16 protein-coding genes and 1 tRNA gene are annotated in these 19,070 nt (G+C 54.4%); 9 read left to right on the forward strand and 8 right to left on the reverse strand.

The window, feature by feature from the left end; genetic code table 11:
* Positions 1–2: 2 nt before the first annotated feature.
* From ABD931_RS01170 to ABD931_RS01185, 4 genes are all read right to left on the reverse strand, one after another.
* Entirely contained in the window at positions 3–452 is a 450-nt protein-coding gene (locus ABD931_RS01170; protein WP_345263094.1) for an SRPBCC family protein, read from the reverse strand.
* A gap of 187 nt (positions 453–639) precedes the next feature.
* Positions 640–1,425 carry an SDR family NAD(P)-dependent oxidoreductase gene (locus ABD931_RS01175; protein WP_345263096.1) on the reverse strand — a complete coding sequence of 262 codons (786 nt, stop codon included), beginning with the start codon at positions 1,423–1,425 and terminating at the stop codon, positions 640–642.
* A 62-nt stretch (positions 1,426–1,487) separates the two neighbouring features.
* Complete coding sequence (locus ABD931_RS01180; RefSeq protein ID WP_345263098.1) at positions 1,488–2,585, reverse strand: sugar phosphate isomerase/epimerase family protein; 1,098 nt, start codon at positions 2,583–2,585, stop codon at positions 1,488–1,490.
* A 56-nt stretch (positions 2,586–2,641) separates the two neighbouring features.
* Entirely contained in the window at positions 2,642–5,215 is a 2,574-nt protein-coding gene (locus ABD931_RS01185; RefSeq protein WP_345263100.1) for a DUF7133 domain-containing protein, read from the reverse strand.
* A gap of 179 nt (positions 5,216–5,394) precedes the next feature.
* Here ABD931_RS01185 and ABD931_RS01190 point away from each other — a divergent pair, with 179 nt between their 5' ends.
* From ABD931_RS01190 to ABD931_RS01230, 9 genes are all read left to right on the forward strand, one after another.
* On the forward strand, positions 5,395–6,348 hold the full coding sequence (locus ABD931_RS01190) for a DUF3078 domain-containing protein (RefSeq protein ID WP_345263102.1): 954 nt from the start codon (positions 5,395–5,397) through the stop codon (positions 6,346–6,348).
* Between the two features lie 140 nt (positions 6,349–6,488).
* Complete coding sequence (locus ABD931_RS01195; RefSeq protein WP_345263104.1) at positions 6,489–7,646, forward strand: lycopene cyclase family protein; 1,158 nt, start codon at positions 6,489–6,491, stop codon at positions 7,644–7,646.
* On the forward strand, positions 7,634–8,632 hold the full coding sequence (locus ABD931_RS01200) for a Brp/Blh family beta-carotene 15,15'-dioxygenase (protein ID WP_345263106.1): 999 nt from the start codon (positions 7,634–7,636) through the stop codon (positions 8,630–8,632). Before ABD931_RS01195 ends, ABD931_RS01200 begins: the two co-directional genes overlap by 13 nt.
* Positions 8,633–8,699: 67 nt before the next feature.
* Entirely contained in the window at positions 8,700–9,455 is a 756-nt protein-coding gene (locus ABD931_RS01205) for an SDR family NAD(P)-dependent oxidoreductase (RefSeq protein WP_345263110.1), read from the forward strand.
* 34 nt (positions 9,456–9,489) lie between these two features.
* A complete protein-coding gene (gene denD / locus ABD931_RS01210) occupies positions 9,490–10,446 on the forward strand; it encodes a D-erythronate dehydrogenase (RefSeq protein WP_345263112.1) in 957 nt (318 codons plus the stop codon).
* An 81-nt stretch (positions 10,447–10,527) separates the two neighbouring features.
* Positions 10,528–10,932: a hypothetical protein gene (locus tag ABD931_RS01215; RefSeq protein ID WP_345263113.1), complete on the forward strand. Its 405-nt coding sequence runs from the start codon at positions 10,528–10,530 to the stop codon at positions 10,930–10,932.
* Positions 10,933–11,034: 102 nt separating this feature from the next.
* Positions 11,035–11,721 carry a YdcF family protein gene (locus tag ABD931_RS01220; protein ID WP_345263114.1) on the forward strand — a complete coding sequence of 229 codons (687 nt, stop codon included), beginning with the start codon at positions 11,035–11,037 and terminating at the stop codon, positions 11,719–11,721.
* Between the two features lie 166 nt (positions 11,722–11,887).
* Positions 11,888–15,175 (forward strand): sialate O-acetylesterase, encoded by a 3,288-nt coding sequence (locus tag ABD931_RS01225; RefSeq protein ID WP_345263116.1) that lies wholly within the window; start codon positions 11,888–11,890, stop codon positions 15,173–15,175.
* Positions 15,176–15,196: 21 nt separating this feature from the next.
* Positions 15,197–15,997 (forward strand): glycosyltransferase family 2 protein, encoded by an 801-nt coding sequence (locus ABD931_RS01230; protein ID WP_345263118.1) that lies wholly within the window; start codon positions 15,197–15,199, stop codon positions 15,995–15,997.
* Between the two features lie 113 nt (positions 15,998–16,110).
* On the opposite strand, the gene ABD931_RS01235 is transcribed toward ABD931_RS01230, so the two are convergent.
* The 4 genes from ABD931_RS01235 to ABD931_RS01250 all read right to left on the reverse strand — a co-directional run bounded on the left by ABD931_RS01235 (position 16,111) and on the right by ABD931_RS01250 (position 18,951).
* Positions 16,111–17,664, reverse strand: a complete 1,554-nt coding sequence (locus ABD931_RS01235; protein ID WP_345263120.1) for a hypothetical protein — start codon at positions 17,662–17,664, stop codon at positions 16,111–16,113.
* Positions 17,665–17,994: 330 nt separating this feature from the next.
* The gene (locus ABD931_RS01240; protein WP_345263122.1) at positions 17,995–18,360 is read right to left on the reverse strand and encodes a helix-turn-helix domain-containing protein; all 366 of its coding nucleotides are present in this window, start codon (positions 18,358–18,360) and stop codon (positions 17,995–17,997) included.
* Positions 18,361–18,396: 36 nt separating this feature from the next.
* Entirely contained in the window at positions 18,397–18,690 is a 294-nt protein-coding gene (locus ABD931_RS01245) for a type II toxin-antitoxin system HigB family toxin (protein WP_345263124.1), read from the reverse strand.
* Positions 18,691–18,878: 188 nt separating this feature from the next.
* Positions 18,879–18,951: transfer RNA gene (locus tag ABD931_RS01250), tRNA-Thr, on the reverse strand.
* Between the last annotated feature and the right edge of the window lie 119 nt (positions 18,952–19,070).

The raw sequence follows: 19,070 nt of genomic DNA on the forward strand, positions 1-19,070 counted from the left end.
AATCAGGAGCCGTTGCTGTCGAGCTCCTTTTCAAGGTTGCTAAAAAACTGTTTTGTCAGGGTATTGGCTACCCCGCCGATCACCCGCTGACCCATGCCGGCCAGGATGCCGGTGAGCTTGGCATCGCCGTCGAAGGCTACTTCGGTCTGGTTATCGTCGACGGGGGTGAGGTCCACTTTCACGGCCGCGTTGGTGTTGCCGATCTTGCTGTTCTGCTGGACTTTGAGCGTAAAGTTTTTATGCTCGGTGATGTCCTCCAACTGGAGATTGCCCGAAAAAGAGCCGTTCACGGGGCCAAGTTTAATCTGGAGTTTGGAGACGAAGGCGTTATCGCCGACCCGTTCCAGGGAGGTAATGCCGGGAATTATTTTTGCCAATGTGTCGGTATCCATCAGCATAGCCCAGACTTTGGCGGGGGGGGCATTCAGAACCTGTTTACCGGTAAGCTGCATACATCAGTTCGTTAAAGACTCTGGATAATGCGTACGAAAGGCGACCGTTTTTAGATTGCTTGTACAGGCCTGAAAGGTATGAAAAAATCTAATTTTACAGTTGAATTATTATATCAGAAAAAGCAGCTTTTAGATAATCCGGCCGTCAATTTATCTACCGCACCGGATTATCCATTTGTATGCTCTATTATCGGGCGGTCCAGCCGCCATCGACGGTCAGCATAGAACCCACCAGGTAGGTAGCGGCATCGCTGGCCAGAAAGATAGCGGCTCCCTGAATTTCGCGCATGAGTCCCCAGCGGCCCAAGGCGGTAGCACCCACCACAAACGTCTTCCCTTCTGCGGTATCGGCAATGGGTAAGTTCATTTCGGTCAGGAACGGGCCGGGGCAAATGGCGTTGACGTTGATGTTGAACGGAGCCAGTTCGAGCGCCAGAGCACGGGTCATTTGCACTACGGCACCTTTGCTGGCCGTGTAGGGGGTTCGATTAGCCAGGCCGACCAGGCCGAGGGTGCTGGCCAGGTTGATGATCTTGCCGCTATTCTGGCTTTTCATGAACGGCGTTACGGCCCGGCAGCAGAGCCAGGTACCGGTCACGTTTACGTCCATCACCTTATGAAAATCGTCCGGCGTCAGTTCGTCAATCGGCCCCCGGATGTTGATACCGGCGCTGTTAATGAGAATATCAATCTGGCCAAAGACGTCCATGGCGGCCTGCGCCATCGCTTCGGTATGCTCCCGGCTGGTAATATCGGCGGGAAAGGAAATGACTTTTGTGCCGTATTCGTCACTAAGCTGCCGGGCGGCCTGTGCGCCTTCGTCGGCGTTGCGGTTGACAAGCATGATATTGGCTCCGGCGGAGGCCAGCCCGGCAGCCATGGCCAGACCGAGGCCTTTGGAGCCGCCGGTAATGATAGCGGCCCGGCCGCTGAGATCGAATTGTTTAATACCGGGAAGAGTTTCTGTGGGCATATAGTTGGATGGTGGTTTGTGTTATTTGTCATCCCGACGCAGGCGGGATGACAAAGAGACGATTATCGAAGCGCTAACTGATTCTTACTATAAGCCAGACAGGCCAGAATATTCCGCTCCTCGGCGGCCAGTCGCTCTTCCGGACTTAGCGGGGAGGTTCTGGGCAGGGCCGTCGGGAATTTATGCTGCCGCACCATCTTTAGCGTTCGGGCCAGTTCGGTGCCGGGCAGGTCGCCGAAGGTTTCCCAGTACTCCGGTTTCAGGCAGGGAATTTCGAGCGGGTCGCGGGTAATCATTTCCAGGTTAAAGGTGACCGCCGGATTGTGCTGTTTGCACAGCGCAACCATTTTAGGCAGATCCAGCATGCCCTGACCCAGCGGAACTTCCGACAGCAGAAAGCCATCGGGGTACTCTTCCAGGCCCATGTCCTTTACGTGCGTGCTGAACACATACGGCACCAGCGTCTGAACAACGGCCATGGGGTCTTCCAGGAGCGAAATGCTGTTGCCGAAATCCAGGGTAACGCCGATCCACTCGCTGTTGAGCTGCTTCATCATAGCCGCCAGCTCGGGAGCCCGCCAGTCTTTGTGGTTTTCAACAGCGAGTTTAACCTTATGCTTACGCAGAACAGGTTCGGCCAGTTGCAGGGAGGCCAGCGCATTCTGCTTCAGTGTCTGAAAGGCTTCGACGGAGTGGTAGGTTTCGTAGCGCCGGCCGCTGGAACAGACTGTCCGCAGAATGGTCGCACCCGCTTCTTTGGCGTTCACCACGTCCTGCTCGAAGCGCGAAACATCAGCGGCTGTTTTGGGGACTCCGATGGAGCCTTCCAGGTACAAACCCAGCTTCTCCCGGCGGTCGCGAACTTTCTTTGCGAAGTCGGTTGTCCAGTTACCCACTACCACCTGCGCTCCGCCGGCCCCAATCTGCCGGCAATGCTCAAGCAGGTCGATGGCGTTGGTGAAAGCGGGGTATTGGGTACTGGGTATTTTCGAGTTCCAGCGCATGCCGTAGGAGTGGACCACAATGCCCATCGGCGTTTCTTTGACTAGTTCAGGCAGTATGGGGAAGGACAGGGCCATGGCTCCCAGGGAAGCCTTTTGCAAAAAGCCTCGCCGGTCTAGGCGGGAGTCGGTAAGAAGGCTTTGGTCAGATTGATTCATGAGTTTATCGGGTCAGGACTTTCGTAAAAAAAAGCCTTCCGGAGAAGGCGTACTAATTATTTGCCGGCACTTGCTTTTGCTTCCGACACGTATTTGTTGAGTTCTTCGGCTTTCCAGGGCATTACCCGCCCTTGCGACGAATTGCGGGTAAGACTTACTGTTCGGCGGCTAATGGGTCCGGCATTATTGCCCCATTCGTTGCGAATGTACATCAGAATGGCCGTGATGGTAGCATCGTCCATGGTCATGTGGGCCGGCATTACCGGCAGAATTTCGGGTGCGTTGTACACCTTACCCGCTACGTCGACGGGGCCTTCCATGCCGTGCAGCACAATCAGGGCCAGCCGCTTCTCGTCGCCCAGCACCCAATCGGAGCCGATGAGCGGGGGCGCAAACCGGTTCAGGCCGGCTCCGTCGGTACCGTGGCAGCCGGCGCAGGTGGTGAGGTAATGCTTCCGACCCAGCGCAAACAGTTTTAGCTCGTCTTCTGTCAGCGGGTTCTTTTTGGTGGTGCTTGGGGCTTCGGTAGCCTGACCTGTCTGGCCGGGCCAGTCAAACAGGGCGGTCAACGCTGCCAGCCGGGCCGGCTCTACCTTGCCGCCGGAACGAGTGAGAATGCCGGGAGCAGACGGCAGCCGGATGGGCTTCTGCTTGCCGGTGCTGCCCTGAATGGCCATGCCGGTCAGGACGGTTTTTTCCTGCCAGCCCAGCGTTTCTTTATCCGAATCAATCAGCGCCAGTAGCGCGGTAAGCTCACCCGGATCGCGCTTCCGTACAATAGCGGTGGTCAGCATCTCCAGGAAGATTTCTTTGGCGGGCTCATGCTGCTGCCATTGGGGGGATTGCCAAAGCCGCTGCAAAAAGGCAAATTCCCCATCCTGCAGGCCGCTCATTACGGCATCGCGAATCAGGGGCATCTCTCCGTACGTTTCGGCAATGCCGGCCAGCAGCGGATGCGATGCCGATTGGTCGAGCACATAGGCCGACAGCGCCATTTGCAGGATTTGTTCGGCCGGCGCTTTCTTCCAGGCCGCCAGCAGCGCTTCACCAAATTGACTACGTAGCTGCTTATCGGTTTTCGCCATCGGCTCCAGCAGCCGCACGGCGGTCGCCCGCACGAGCGGGTCACGATCCTGAAGCAACGGCAGGAGCAGAGCGGGGCTGCTTAGTTTTAGCCCGTCCAGGGTCCAGAGAGCGTGAAATCGCCCCAGCGGGTTATCGCCTTTCTGAGCCAGACTTGTCAGCGATTGCCGGACGGATTTGTCGTTTCGGTCGATCAGCAGGTGCTGGGCCATATCGCGGTACCAGCCATCGGGATGCGAGAGGTAACCGATCAGTTCTTCCGATGAGGCTGCGGAAAGCTTTTTGGGTTTCGATGGCTTCCATTTATCCGGCACAATCCGCCAGATACGGCCCCGGTGTACCGGCAGCACCAGCTTACGAGCCAGCGTCTGCTCCTTCAAATACGGTGTAATGTAGGCACCGTGTTGCACCAGCCCCCGGTACATATCGGCCAGGTAGAGCGCTCCGTCGGGACCGGTAGTCATGTGGACCGGCCGGAAGCGCTCGTCGGTCGAGGCCAGAAACTCCTTGCCGGGATGCGGGTCGTAGGCCGTCAGCAGCAGCCCATCTTCCCTTACCACATTGCGTTTTACCAGATTACCGGAGGGTTCGCAGACAAAGGCGTTGCCGTAATACTCACCCGAAAGGGCTTTGCCGCGGTAAACCAGCGGAGAACAGGCAGCCGTAAATTCCAGCAGCCGACCCTGCTCATCCAGCGTACCCGGTATATACCCCCGATTCACCGCCGGGTTGGGCCGGATGGGGTAGATGCGCCGGTCGACGGTCAGGCCGTGGTCGATGCCGGTGGTAGGCGTGTGATTTTTGTTGCGCGAGAGGTAGTTGGGCGGCACCAGGTCGGCGTGGAGCTGCGACCAGTTGTAGTTGTAAAACAGCCGGCCTTTATCGTCGTAGCTAATACCCCACTGACCCCGGAACTCGGTGCTGTCGCGCTGCCATTTGCCGGCTGCAAGCCGGTACCGGAAACGGGATTTTACGTTGTAATACCAGTTATCGACCCCGCGCCAGAGGCCGTTGCCGGAGTGTTCGGGCAGGCCGCTGCCGGCGTAGTCTTTATCAATGAGAACTTTGGTGTCTGCTTTCAAATCTCCGTTGAGGTCCTGCGTGAGCCAGAGCGCTTCGTTTTCGGCGACCAGTACGCCACCCGGTACAAAGGCCATCGCACGGGGCATAATCAGGCTGTCGAGGTAGATGGTGCTTATGTCCATTTTACCGTCGCCGTTGCGATCTTCCAGTACCGATACACGGCCGATCCGCTCTTTCTCGTTGGCACCATCGATGGTGTTCATAAAACCCCGCATCTCTACCACCCAGAGCCTGCCATCGGCATCGAAGGTAATGACCACTGGGTCCTGCACCATCGGTTCCGAGGCAACAAGCTGAATTTTCAGACCGGGCTCCAGTTGGAACGTGGTCAACTCTTCGGCCGGAGTTTTGGCGGGAGAAGGGCCTTCATCTAATTTGGTGTGGTTTCCCTGATTGACAACGCAGCTTATCAGCCCCCACAGACTGATACCAAGCAGGCAGAAATAATAAGCGGGTTTACCCATGAATGCTTTTCTTTGAATTGATAAAGCTAGTCTCCTGAAAAAGCGAAACAGGCGCTGTAAATACTGCTAATCCATCCTTAAATTTTACAAGACTTGCGCCTAAAAAAGCGCTCTCGTTACTTCTGAAGGGTTTATCCCGTTCTAAGACCAAGCTATCATATAACACATTCCCACTGTTCATGAAGAAGACTGCATTTCTTACCTCATTTGTTTTGTGGGCTTTCGGCGTGCTGGCGCAGGATTCCCTCATTGTTACCAAAAATGTTGCGGATACGATAAAAGTCGTGAAAGATACTACCTACTGGCAGCGATCATTTAACGGTGGTATCAATTTTAACCAGGCGGCTTTCAGTAATTGGGCAGGCGGGGGCGTTAATTCGCTGGCGCTTGGGGCGGTGGTATCCAGCCGGGCGCTTTACAGGAAAGGGCGGATCTCCTGGGATAACACCGCCGATTTTCAACTGGGATACGTAACCCAACGGGGAGAGACCCGTAAAGCCGCCGACCAGCTTTTTCTCAATTCCGTATATGGCTACCAACTAACCAACAACTGGGATATGTTCGTGTCCGGAACATTCAATTCCTTTTTTGCCCCCGGCTACCGGTACGAAAACCTGGCCGCTGATCGCACTCGCCTGCTGGTCTCGAAATTTTTTTCGCCCGCTCAGCTCACGTTTGCCTGGGGATTCGCCTACCGGCCCAACGACTGGTTTTCGGCCCGGATCAGCCCGTTTGCGCCCCGGTTTACATTTGTGACCGATGATGCCGTTCGGGTACGGCAACTGCCCAACGGAACGTATGTACCCGATCCCACCCAGGAGGCTTATGGAGTGAAGGCCGGCCGAGCGGTGCGAACCGAGTGGCTTGCGCTACAGATACAGGCTATGCTGAACCGGGATCTTACAGAGAATATCAACCTGAGTACGCGCTACCAGATGTACGCCAACTACCAGACCCTGGATGCTATTGATCACCGGCTGGACCTGACGTTAACGGCAAAAATCAGCCAGTATATCAGTACGACGCTGGGCCTGATTGCGCTGTACGACAAAGACTTTTCGTCAAAGTTTCAGATTCAGCAGACGCTGGCAATTGGCTTACTCTACAAGGTGACTACGTTTCGCAAGAAATAACAGGAGGAACCTGCGGCTTTTGAACGGCCGGTCTACTCATGTTGAACTTTTCCGTCAAAGACTTAAACATTTCTGCTGAACAGCTTATTTCTTGGGTCGAGGTGAGGCAGTTTGGAACATCTGCCGGGCCACCGTAACTCATGACAGACTTGGTCTACGACTACGCGATCGTCGGCGGAGGTTGTGCCGGCTTTCAGTTGTTGTACCAGTTGGCGCAGCAACCGGACTGGTCCAATCAGCGTGTTTTGCTTTTGGCCGATGATACGTCCCTGCAACGCACCTGGTGTTTCTGGAGCCGCGACCGGGAGCCGCTGCTGCATCATCTCATCGAGAAGTCCTGGCCGTCTATCACCTTTCGGTCGGCGGGGTTTACCCGTACCGAACCTATTGCACCCTACCAGTACCACTATCTGTCGGGGGAGGCCTTTTTCGGGTATTTCTACGAGCAGTTTCTGCCGGCTCAACCGACTATCACCCGGTTGAGCGTTACCGTGGACAACATCAGCCGGACCGGCGATGCGTTTGTGCTGACGGGAGCGGGCGAGACCTGGCGGGCGCGCCGGGTTTTCAGCAGCCGGTTGCCGGCGGTTCCGAGATCTGCCCGGTTTCGGCTGTGGCAGCATTTTGGCGGGTGGTTTGTGCGGACCGACCGCCCAATTTTTGATGCGCAGACAGCGACACTGATGGACTTTACCCTACCCCAGCAGGGCGCTATTCAGTTTGGCTACGTGCTGCCGTTTTCGGCAAATCGGGCGCTGGTCGAGGTGACGGTTTTTTCCCCGGCGGTTTACACCCAGGAGCAGTACACCGGTCTGCTGGCTGACTATATCAGGGAAAACTGGCCGGGCGTGGCATTTGAGATAGAAGCAACCGAACAGGGGCAGATTCCAATGACCGATTTTCCGTTTTCCCGCTATGGCCCGGCGGGCGAAATTCTGATTGGCACGGCGGCCGGTATGGTCAAAGCTACCACCGGTTACGCATTCCGGCGGATCGGGCTGGATAGCGTTCAACTGGCCCGCCTGCCAGTTACTGCGTCAGATCCTGCCGATTCACTGGTGTCCTGGCCGGTTACCAGTGGCCGGTTTCGCTTTTACGACCGGCTGCTGCTGGGCATTGCGGCCGAACAGCCGGCGGTTGGTGCAGCTATTTTTGCGCATTTGTTTCGGTACGGGTCTTTTCCGGATATTCTGCGCTTTCTGGACGAAGAGTCTGACCTGCTAACCGAGGCTAAACTCATCAGCCGACTGCCGTATATTCCGTTCCTAACCCAACTTGCTCGCCAATGGCTTCGCTAACATCTTCCATTCACCGATTGACCGCCACACCAACGTACCTGACCATAGCGTTGGGGGCGGGCCTGGTTACCTGGCAGGCAGCGGCCGGTACGGTACCCTGGCTGGTTCAGATACTGGTTTTTGGCATTTTGCTGTTCGGGTCCGGCATTCCGCATGGTGCCCTGGATCACCTCATCAATCAGGAAACCGCCCTTCGCAGTGGGCACCGGTTTTCGCTGGTCCGGTTTCTGGCCCGTTACCTGCTGACGATGGCGGTGTATGCCCTGGCCTGGTATCTGTTTCCGGCACTCAGCCTGTTGCTGTTTCTGGTAATGTCGGCGTTTCACTTCGGGGAAGCCGATATTGAGCGGGTGCCGGCAACGCCTGCCTGGACGCTGACACGCTTACTGGCCGGTAGCTGGGTGCTGGCGTTTATCCTGCTGACCCACGTAGTCCAGGTAACGCCTGTTCTCCAGCGCATCACCCAGGATCATGCCCTTACGCTGGCCATCTGGGCGTTGGCGGTTAACCAGGCTTCGGCGGTGCTCATCGGTGGGGGGGTATTGACCAGCCTGGCCTTTGCCGTTGCCTACGCGATTAATCCGGTCGCTATGGACTATCCCCGGCTGGTGCGGCTGGCTCTGGTGCTGGCGCTGGGGTACGGCTTGCCGCTGTTACTTGCTTTTGGTTTGTACTTTGGCGGCTGGCACGCGCTGGTTTCGTTTCAGACCATTCACGGCTATTTGCGCCAACGCCGGCCCGACACGCTGACGGCCGGGCAGATCTGGCTGAAGTCGCTGCCTTTTACGGCATTGGCGCTGGTGTCGCTGGGTTTGTTTGTCTGGTGGTGGCAGCAGTACGCCCACACCTGGGACCCGCTGCCGCTGCTGTTCGTCTTTCTGTCGCTGATTACGCTGCCCCACTTAGGCGTCATGCACGGGATGCACCAGCAGGTAGCCGGTGCCCCAAAGCGCAGCGCTACCCTGCACAAACCGACCCGGCACTGAGTAAACCCAGCGGCCGATTCGCTTATTAGTGGGAAACTCAGACCTATTCCCACTACTCACCTGCTTCATGTCAGACCGTTTTGCAAACCAGGTAGCCCTTGTTACCGGTGGTGCCGATGGGATCGGCAAGGCCATTGCCCGCCGATTAGCGTCCGAAGGCGCTACCCTCGCTTTATTCGACATCAACGAAAATGTACTGCAACGCACCGTAGCCGAACTTAGGGAACCGGGCTATAAGGCAACAGGCTATGCGGTGGATATTTCGCAGGAAGGCCCGGTCGAAGAAGCTATCCGGACGGTAGCCGAAACCTTCGGCCGGCTGGATATTATGATTAACTCCGCCGGTATTGTTGGCCCCACCAGTATCAAAATTACCGATTATACGGTGGCGGATTTTGACAGGATTTACGGCATCAATCTGCGCGGGGCCTTTCTGATGACCAAATATGCCATTAAGGTGATGGAGAAACAGAACTACGGCCGCATACTGCATCTGGCGTCCATCGCCGGGAAAGAAGGCAACCCCTTTATGGCCGGCTACTCGGCTACCAAGGCGGGCGTGATTGGCCTGGTTAAAGGCATTGGTAAAGAATACGCCGAAACAGGAATTACCGTCAACGCCATTGCGCCGGCGGTGATCCGGACGGCCATGAACGAAAATACGGCTCCGGAACAACTCGCCTACATGACCGCCAAAATACCCATGAAGCGGCTGGGAACTACCGATGAAGTTGCCGCCCTTGCCGCCTGGATCGTGTCGGCAGAGGCCAGTTTTAACACCGGTGTTGTTTTTGATCTGTCGGGTGGCCGGGCTACCTACTAGCATATTTCAGTAACTACAGCAGAGGCACATGGCTATGCAAATCATAATTACAGGTGGGGGAGGTTTTTTAGGGCAGCGGTTGGCCAAAGCCCTGCTGAACGATTCAGTGGCTTTCGATGAATTGCTGCTGGTCGATCTCGTGCAGCCTGCCAACCCTGGCTCCGATGCGCGGGTACGCTGCTTACAGGCTGATCTGACCGTGCCAGGAGCGGTCGACGCTCTGATTAACGCCGATACCAGGCTCGTATTTCACCTGGCGGCTATCGTCAGCAGCCATGCCGAAAGCGATTTTGACCTGGGCTGGCAGGTCAATCTGGATGTTACCCGCCAACTGCTGGAAGCCTGCCGCCGTAACGGGCCGGACATCCGATTTGTCTTTTCCAGTTCGGTAGCGGTCTACGGCGGTACGCTGCCCGACCTGGTAACGGATACGACGGCGGTAACCCCCCGGTCGTCGTACGGAGCGCAGAAGGCGATGGGCGAATTGTTGGTGAATGATTATGCCCGCAAAGGGTTTGTGGATGGCAGGGTCGTCCGGTTGCCGACCATCTGCGTGCGGCCCGGCCGACCTAATCAGGCGGCATCTTCGTTTGTCAGCAGCATTATTCGGGAGCCGCTGAACGGCGAGCCGGCCGTTTGCCCCGTCTCGCCCGCCCTGCCCCTTTGGCTGTCGAGTCCCGATACGGTGGTGCAGAACCTGATTCATGCCGCTAGGTTGCCGGCTACATACCTGGGCGACTGGCGCACCATCAACCTGCCCGGTATTCAGGTTACGGTGCAGCAGATGCTTGACGCCCTCGGCCGACTGACCGATGCCGACACCCTGGGGCGGGTCCGCTTTGAACCCAATGAGGCCATTAACCGCATTGTCAGCAGTTGGCCGGGGGCGATCGACAACCGCCGGGCACTAAGCCTGGGGTTTCAGGCAGATCACCGGTTCGATGAGTTCATCCGGCAATACATGGCTTCTGATCTGCACCGCAAAGTATAGCCGTTTTTCACAATAAATCTGCAAAATACACACTGGCGAACAGACAGAGTCGTTCAATTGTTTACTGGTAAATAGTTGTGTATGCGATCACTGGTTTTGTTGTGGGTAATGGTGGTACTACCATTCCTCTCGTTTGGGCCGGCCGGCCCGGTTGGTAGTGCAGATGGGTGCGAGGCCCGGTTGAACCTGCTGGTGTACGATACGCAACAGGCCACCTCGTTGAGCAGCGCCACCAAAACAACGTTGAGCCAGTACGGACGAAGTGCCCTCGACGCCTACCGGCAGGGAAAAATACAGGAGGCTTTGCAGCAGTTGAACAACTACCAGGCCGGGCTCAATCAGTTTTATTATACGCCCGCACCCAGCATCAGCGCGATGGACTTTCTCCGCCTGAGTGCCAACCTGAGCACCACCAAACACTGTTTGCAGCCGCAGCAAACCCGTGAGCCGGCCCAGCAGCTCCCGAAAGACACTATCCGCAAATAGCCGGCTTATCGGGCAGCCTTTTTTGCAAACCGGTTGATTCCATATGGTTTTACGAAGTAGCTTTGGGCGCTACCAGATACCCATGCATCTTTTCATTTTACTATGCCCCCCCCGGTACAACACCCTGCTTCCGACGCGTACATTTATGAACTAGCCCAAAAGCTTTGGGATTATCACCATATGCATCAGCCGCTCCGGAAGGCAGATGCCATTCTGGTCCTTTGCAGCCATGACACGCGGGTAGCTGAGCGGGCAGCCCAGTTGTTTCTGGAGGAATGGGCTCCTTTGCTGATCTTTTCGGGCGGCCTGGGGGTTATTACCCGCTCGATGTGGAGCGAACCCGAAGCCGACCTCTTTGCCCGTATTGCCATAGGTAGGGGAGTACCGACCGACCGGATACTGATCGAAAATCAATCGACCAATACCGGTGAGAATATACTGTTTACCAAACGTTTACTCGCCGAAAAGAAGCTTGACCCGCAGACGTTCATTGTGGTGCAAAAGCCTTATATGGAGCGTCGGAGCTACGCTACGTTCCGGAAGGTATGGCCGGAAAAACAGCTTATCGTCACCTCACCTCAGGATCCGTTCGCTGTTTACCTGAGCCAGTACACCAACCCGGAACTGTCGCCCGACGATGTAATCAGCATTATGGTCGGCGACCTACAGCGCATCCGGCTATACCCAGAAAAAGGGTTTCAGATACCCCAGGCTATTCCGGACGACGTCTGGGCTGCGTACGAAGAACTGGTTCAGGCCGGGTACAACCGGCACCTTGTGGTCGGATAACTGCCAGTATTTACCGACTGGTCCGGTTTTCTTCCCAAAGAAAAGCCTATTTTTGTGCGGCTGCGGTACGGACTAAATCCAAATTTATGTAAACTAGCCGACAACTATCCCGCGCTGAAAGGGAAGTATAAAGGCAAACACTACCATACCTATCAGATCGATAACAATGCGGCAATTCTCAAAACCCATTTTGTTAAGCGCGTTACTGGTTGTAATCTATACCCTGGTCTTTGTTTTGAAGCGGTTCCTTACCGGCGATTTCTACCAGGATGAAGTTCATTTTTATGCCACTACCCTTCAGTTTGCCCGCGAGACAATTCCATCTCTGGATCTGCTGCGTAACTACGGAGAGCTGAATACGCCCCTGCCGTTTATGATTGGCGGGGTGGTTGTCAATTTGTTCGGCGAGGCTATTCAGCCATTACGGATACTTACTTTTTTAATCAGTTTCGGTATTGCGCTCAGTTTCGTCTGGGCGGCTCCCAAATCGCCCCGGTCGGTACTGGCGCTGGCGGGTCTGCTGCTTTTTCCGAACTATTATCTGTGTTCCGTGCATTATTACACAGATATGTACGCCCAGGTGGCGGTGGTGCTGGGTGTAATAGCGTATCGTAAAGAGCAGCATGTGCTGAGCTTTCTCTGCTTTTGCCTGGCCGTTTGCAGCCGGCAGTACATGATTGCGTTTCCGGCCGGTATTGCACTGTATGAGGTGCTGCGCCGGATTGATGTCCGGCAGGGACTCTCTGAAAACGCAAAAGCCCTGTTTAGCCGGCCATTCTGGATCTGGTACGGTCTGGCCGTGCTGAGCCTGGTACCCTGGATTTTGCTCTGGGAAGGGGGAGCCCCGGCGGCCGAGATGGCGCGGCAGTATTACCACCTGGGTAAAGTATATAACCCCGGTTTTGTGCTGTATTCGGCGGCCTGTCTGGCTGTATACTGTGTTGTCCCCGAACTGATCTTTACCCGAAGCTGGCAGTACTACCGGCGTTATCCCGCGGCCCATCCCTGGCTGTTCGGGGGGCTGGTAGTATTTGTGGTATGCCTTGTGCTGTTTTTCCCGGCGCAGCAAACCTACAATCCTTATTTTACCTGGCCTTATCTGGGCTATTTCGACCGGTTACTAGTTATTCTAGGCCTGTCTGGTTTAGCCAAACAGCTCGTATTTGGGTTTTTTATGCTGATCTCCCTTATGCGCTTCATCCGGCCCCGGCTCAATGTGCTGGACTGGTTTGTGCTCTGTAACCTGGTGTTGCTGGGCAAAGCGCAGCTATCATGGGATAAATACTCGATGCCCATGATCATCATGGTGTGGTACCTGATTCAGTTCGACGACTATTTCCCGCTGAACCAGCAAACTTACCCGAACCCGCTCTCCAGGGCAGCAACGCCAACACTGGGGGGGGTAGCCTCCCGGCTTTTTGCCCGAATAAGCTCGACAATCAGCCGGTTTTCGGTTGGGCGACTCGCCAGGCCGGGCCTGCTTATACTGCTCTTCGGCGGTATGGGGCTAACGGCTGCGGGTCAGAGACGGCCGTTTGTCGGTTTTGAAAAACTGCCGCAGCGGATGCAGGTCTATGCACGGGACAATAACAACGAGGCCGTGGTACCTATATCCGGCCGGGTTTATTCGTCGGCCTGGAGTTATATGTCGCTGGTGGTCTACCGCAATGATAACCGGATCGGGTATCGGCGGAGTCAGTTGCAATATGCAGCCGGCGATACTACCGGCCGGTTTGAGTTCAGTTATCCCATTAAAGCCGAATTGGCCGATTATGCCTTTGAAGTGTTTCTTTGCCGGGGTGCCGATTCGGTGCAGATAGTTCGGCAGGAAGAAATTGTTGCCGGGGACTATTTCGTCATCAATGGGCAGTCCAATGCCTACGCCGTCCGCAATAACAACTACTTCAGCAAATATGCCCGGACCATTGGCCGGCGTCCGGACCAGGAGGGTATGCCGGAAACCGAATTTCTGGCGTATGGCTGGTCGGAGCCGCCTACCGGAACCTGGGGACTGATGCTGCAGCAACTGATTGAGGAGAAATACAAAATCCCGACCTGTGTGATCAACGGAGCGGTGCCGGGCACCAACATTGCACAGCACCTCGAACGCGGCTTTAGCCCGGAAAACGACAAATACTCTATTTATGGCCGGTTGCTCAACCGGGTCAAACAGTCGGGGGCTACCCGCATCCGGGCGTTTTTCTGGCTTCAGGGAGAAGACGATGCCCTGGGGGGAACCCCCAATTACCCGGAGCAGTTTGACCGCCTGTACAAGATGTGGCAGGCCGATTACCCCAATGTCGAGCAGTTTGTGGTTCTCCAGATCAATATTCTGTTCAATCCGTTCTACGGGGCCGGGGCGATCCGGGAGTTTCAGCGCCGGGTGCCGGCCCTTTACCCCAAAACAAAAAATTTTGCTACGCTGGGGCTGCCTAATTACGACGGTATTCACTACGAAGCTGATGGCTACCGGGTGCTGGGCCGTCAGTTGGTCAGCTTTATAGCCCCGGCGCTGTACAAAGAAGCGGATTCGGTAAATGTGGCTACTCCTAATCTACAGAAGGCTTATTACGCGTCACCGCAGAAGAATGCCATTACGCTTGTTTTTGAGGAGGGCCAGCGAATGAGGTGGGGAGCCGACACGATGGTCACGGGCCGGCTGGGGCAGCCGGTGCCGATCAGTCTGCGCAACAGTTTCTTTTTCGACGGGAAAGAAGATGCCCCCGCGCCGGTAAAATCCGGGCAGGCAGACGGCAACCGGGTCACGCTCTATTTCGATCAGCCCGTTACGGCCGGTAAACTTTCTTATACACCGGCCTATTATACCAACGGCCCCTTATGGTTTTACCAGGGCCCTTACCTGAAAAACAGCAGAGGACTGGCTGCTTTTTCCTTTCAGGAGGTAGCCATTGCCGATCCGCTGGTCATTGCCGGTTTCAAATCGCAGGTGGAGAATGGCGTTGATGTCCGGCTTTCGTGGACGCCTGCCGGGGCTATGGATTCGTATTTGCTGGAGCGGAAAGACAATCGCTCCGGCCAGTATACAACCATGGCCCGGCTACCTGGCCCCACCACCGAATACCTCGATAAAGGTCTGTCCTTAAGCACAACATATACTTACCGGCTCCGGTCGTTCCGGGGCAATATGGAGTCGGCACCGGTAGAGGTAACTGCTCAGACCGCCGTGTTATTGGCCGCCGGCCTACCCGCCGATGCTCCGCTGATTCAGCTTTATCCGACGCCGGTAGAAAACCAGTTAAATCTCCGGTTCAAACAACGGTTTACGGGTGAGGTTCAGGTGCTGAGCCTGAGCGGCAGTAAACTGGTTGCCCAGTCGCTGACCGGTGTTCTGGAACATCAGATTAATGTTACCGGCTTACCGTCCGGTATGTACCTGGTTACGCTGCTGCCGGCCGCTGCAGCCGTGTACTCGCAAAAAATAGTTAAATACTGATTTATCATTCAGCGTGTGGTCATGAAAAAAGTATCTATTGTCATTCCGGTTTATAACGAAGCGAGAACGGTTTGTCTGCTTCTGGAGAAAGTCCTGAAAGCGCCCCTGCCAGACGCGCTCAGCCGGGAAATCATTATTGTTAATGATGCTTCGCAGGACAATACTGCCGAGGTAATTCAGCGGTTTATGGAGGCTAACGCCGAAGTCGATATACGATTCAGTTCGCACACGGTCAATCAGGGAAAGGGGGCCGCTCTCCAGACCGGTATTTACCTGGCAACCGGCGATGTGGTAATCATTCAGGATGCCGACCTCGAATATGATCCCGACGAATACCCGACTCTGCTCAAGCCCATCTTCGACGGCAAGGCGGACGTGGTTTACGGCTCCCGTTTTATGGGGGGGAATACGCACCGTGTCCTGTTCTTCTGGCATTCGGTGGGCAACAAATTCCTGACCCTGCTCTCCAACATTCTCACGGATATAAACCTGACCGATATGGAAACCTGTTACAAAGTTTTCCGGACAGACATTATCCAGTCGATCCCGTTGAAAGAGAAGCGGTTTGGGTTTGAGCCGGAGGTTACGGCTAAAATTGCCCGCTATCCCGGCATCCGCATCTACGAAGTTGGTATTTCCTACTACGGCCGTACGTACGCCGAAGGCAAGAAGATAAATTGGAAGGACGGTTTCCGAGCCATCTACTGTATTCTGAAATACAACCTGTTCGACCGTTCCAGCGTAAAGCAGCCCGTCAGGCAGACACAGACGGTTGGCGGCAACGTAGAAGAGCCCGGCAGCATACCGGCTTCACTCCGGTAGAAGCATAAACGCCACTCTACCTGGGGCCGGCCTGACTTTGGCTGCCAAAACGGCCCGGGACAGGCTACGTGTATTGAGTGATCAGGTTGTTCCTGCCTATCACCCAATACAGGTTAGGGGTTGGCCGGCCGGCGTTTGGCTAAATACAACTCATAAAAAGAGTTCTTTTTGGCCAGATACTGCCGGACCTCCTCGTAGGTTCCAATTGCCAGTAAAGTTTTGTAGAAGCTCCCATATTTGTTGTAAGGGATAGGCTTATACTTCGCCGATTCGGTGACGTAACCCAGCAGTTTGTTTTTCTTCAATGGCGTTCTGATAATCAGCACCTGATAATACAGGTTCAGAAAGAAAAAGACCGCGAGTGGTACCGTTAGTGCGGGCCGTAATGACCGCCAGCCTTCGTAATGCAGCTTTTCGTAGAATGCCCGGAAGATGATTACCAGAAAAATGGTGAGAAACGGAATGTTAATTTTGGTCAGCCAGTCGTTCCACTTGCCCATGATGTAGGTGGTCATGCAAATGAATACAACGAACAGGATGGTAACCAGGCGCCTGGGGTATACACCTCCCGGCCGGTACAGTTGCCTGAAGATATAATACAGAAGTAAGGAATCAAGGAACACCCCGGTCAGGTACCGGATGATAAACGTAGTGTCGTTTCTGAACTGCCAGACAAACCCGGTGGTAGGTACATTTTCGCCGGAGGCAAAGTAAAGCAGAATAGGGAGCAGAACCAGCAACGGGAGCAGAAAAGCCCGGACAATGGTGGCTAACGACAGCCTGAGCGGGTTGATATAAAACAAAGCGTGTATTCCGAAGATAACCGAGAGGGAGAGAAACGAAAACATTGACCAGGTTACCGTCAGGGCTATCGGGAAAAAGCTCTCCTGCGTTTTTCGGGCAAGGGCCGAATCGTACACGATGATACACGCGCCAATCAGGCTGGGTATTACCTGGTTGGGCGTCCATCGGGACTGGTCGAAAAGTGACCCCAAGTTGATATTGAATGTGTGCAGTTGGGGGGCAAACGCAACAAAACGGGAAACGAGATTAAACAAAGTAGTTCCCCCACCGCCAATCAGCAAAAAAACGATAACCAGAACAAGGTTCTTCTGAACCAGGGTATACACCCAGGCGATACCCAGAAAATAGCCGGTAAACGTCCACAGGAAGATGGTTGCCGGGCTCGTTCCGCCCAGCAGTTTGAACAGCAGTGAGGGAACCAGATAATAGCTGAAGTAATACCGGATCAGCCGGTTAGTTTCGGTGAAATAGTAAGGCCATTTGGTTGAATATAAATCGTAGAACTTGGCGTTATGCCCAAAATAATCTAACTCCTGTATACTGTATCCCCCACTGCCCGACAGAAACGTCCAGATAAAAGCAACCAGGGCCAGCATCAGTACATTTGAAAACGATAGCCGTAACGCCGGTCGTGCTTCTGGTTTACGAAGCTCTTTGGCATACAGGTAAAGTACCATCACCAGAACAGGTACGGCTACGGATAGCCTGAACCAGCCCCATAGGAACAGAAGGTTAGGCAATAACAAATAGCCGATACTTACTTTACGAAGCATGGCAACACTCAGGTGTAAATAAGTGAACCGATTGTCGTTGCCAGTATCAGGCATAGGCAGGCTATCGGCAGGAGAAGATAACATATTCATACGTGAGTGTGTAAATCAGTCGTAAGGGCAGTGCCCGGTATCCTGTGCTGTAGTCCGCACGCTGACCGGCCGCTAAATTAGACCATATCGGTAGACAGAACAAACCCGTTAGGTATGTTCAAGGATTGCCTTGAAATAATGCTATGTAGAGGGAAAACCTGAACTCTTCTGTAGTACTCTTCAGGCTCGACGCTTTAAGGGGTGACCTGCCCCCAGATCTTTATCAATTTGCTTAAACTCCTGCATTTGTCTCTCCGCAAATTAAAGACCTACAGGTTTGCCTAGGAGCTTGGATTATACAACAAAAAAAGCCCTCCACGTCGGAGGGCTTCAGGCTGTTTTCAGAATAAACTCGGCTCTGATCCGCAGGTTCTCATGGAGCCGTTTGGCCAGGTCCATATTTACTTTCCGCTTTCCGGACAGCACCTCCGAGAGCCGGGTTTCGGTAATGCCCAGCAGCCGGGCTACCTCCTTCTGTTTTAACTTCTCCTGGAACATGCGGAGCCGGATCATATCCGGCAGCGTTTCCGGCTCCACCGGCATTGGGTAGTGGACATCCTCGTATTTCTCCACCAGTAGAGACAGGCGCTGGAGTTCTGCCGTCTCAGCATCACTGAGTCGGTCAAAGCCTTTGCTTAGCAATTCCTCAATGGCCTTGGTAGCCAGTTGGTATTCTTCGTTTGTATCTACATTCAAAATCATAGCATTCGCTCTGGCTATGTGCTTCCTGTTTTAAATAGTGGAGGCATCGATCTTGTCGTCCTCGGCATGAGTTCCGACGAACCGGATATACACCATATGGATCCGAAAGAGAATCATGGCAACGATCCGGTACTGATTCCCCTTGATGTTGAATACGTAGCGGTCATTACCTACGTAATCAACGGAATTGAACGTTTGTTTGATATCACTAAACGAGTGCCAGTCAGCGGTCGTGGTTTTCAGATACCTCTCGTTCAGTGCGTCAGTAGCTTGGCCATTACTCAACGCGAAAAGGTGGAGCGCCTTCCTGGTAATAACACGCATGGTTAGTATGGGGAATTAACAAGATTGTCATAGTTGTTGAATTTTCAGGTGACCAATTGGTAAAACAAAAGTAAAAGAAGGGTAGTAAGCTTAGAGGCTGCTGAGTAGGGGAAAGTAAAAGGTCAATAGGAATAGTGTTCAAAAACAAAAAAGCACTTAACATTGCTGCTAAGTGCTTGATTTTGAAGAGCCCCCAGTCGGGATCGAACCAACGACCTACTGATTACAAGTCAGTTGCTCTACCAGCTGAGCTATGGAGGCTTATTTTGTTGCCTGACTGACCTACTGGTTATAAATCAGTTGCTCTATCGTGCGACGAACCGCAGCTGAGCTATGGAGGCCTATTCGTTTCCGAATTGTGGTGCAAATATAGGCGTTTC

The sequence above is a fragment of the Nibrella viscosa genome (genome assembly GCF_039541875.1).
GTDB lineage: Bacteria > Bacteroidota > Bacteroidia > Cytophagales > Spirosomataceae > Nibrella > Nibrella viscosa.

Coding starts and splice junctions, on each gene's coding strand:
- ABD931_RS01195 (WP_345263104.1), top strand. CDS start 6,489: ATGACAGACTTGGTCTACGACTACGCGATCGTCGGCGGAGGTTGTGCC.
- ABD931_RS01225 (WP_345263116.1), top strand. CDS start 11,888: ATGCGGCAATTCTCAAAACCCATTTTGTTAAGCGCGTTACTGGTTGTA.
- ABD931_RS01235 (WP_345263120.1), bottom strand. CDS start 17,664: ATGAATATGTTATCTTCTCCTGCCGATAGCCTGCCTATGCCTGATACT.
- ABD931_RS01170 (WP_345263094.1), bottom strand. CDS start 452: ATGCAGCTTACCGGTAAACAGGTTCTGAATGCCCCCCCCGCCAAAGTC.
- ABD931_RS01180 (WP_345263098.1), bottom strand. CDS start 2,585: ATGAATCAATCTGACCAAAGCCTTCTTACCGACTCCCGCCTAGACCGG.
- ABD931_RS01215 (WP_345263113.1), top strand. CDS start 10,528: ATGCGATCACTGGTTTTGTTGTGGGTAATGGTGGTACTACCATTCCTC.
- ABD931_RS01245 (WP_345263124.1), bottom strand. CDS start 18,690: ATGCGTGTTATTACCAGGAAGGCGCTCCACCTTTTCGCGTTGAGTAAT.
- ABD931_RS01175 (WP_345263096.1), bottom strand. CDS start 1,425: ATGCCCACAGAAACTCTTCCCGGTATTAAACAATTCGATCTCAGCGGC.
- ABD931_RS01205 (WP_345263110.1), top strand. CDS start 8,700: ATGTCAGACCGTTTTGCAAACCAGGTAGCCCTTGTTACCGGTGGTGCC.
- ABD931_RS01230 (WP_345263118.1), top strand. CDS start 15,197: ATGAAAAAAGTATCTATTGTCATTCCGGTTTATAACGAAGCGAGAACG.
- ABD931_RS01190 (WP_345263102.1), top strand. CDS start 5,395: ATGAAGAAGACTGCATTTCTTACCTCATTTGTTTTGTGGGCTTTCGGC.
- ABD931_RS01200 (WP_345263106.1), top strand. CDS start 7,634: ATGGCTTCGCTAACATCTTCCATTCACCGATTGACCGCCACACCAACG.
- ABD931_RS01220 (WP_345263114.1), top strand. CDS start 11,035: ATGCCCCCCCCGGTACAACACCCTGCTTCCGACGCGTACATTTATGAA.
- ABD931_RS01185 (WP_345263100.1), bottom strand. CDS start 5,215: ATGGGTAAACCCGCTTATTATTTCTGCCTGCTTGGTATCAGTCTGTGG.
- denD (WP_345263112.1), top strand. CDS start 9,490: ATGCAAATCATAATTACAGGTGGGGGAGGTTTTTTAGGGCAGCGGTTG.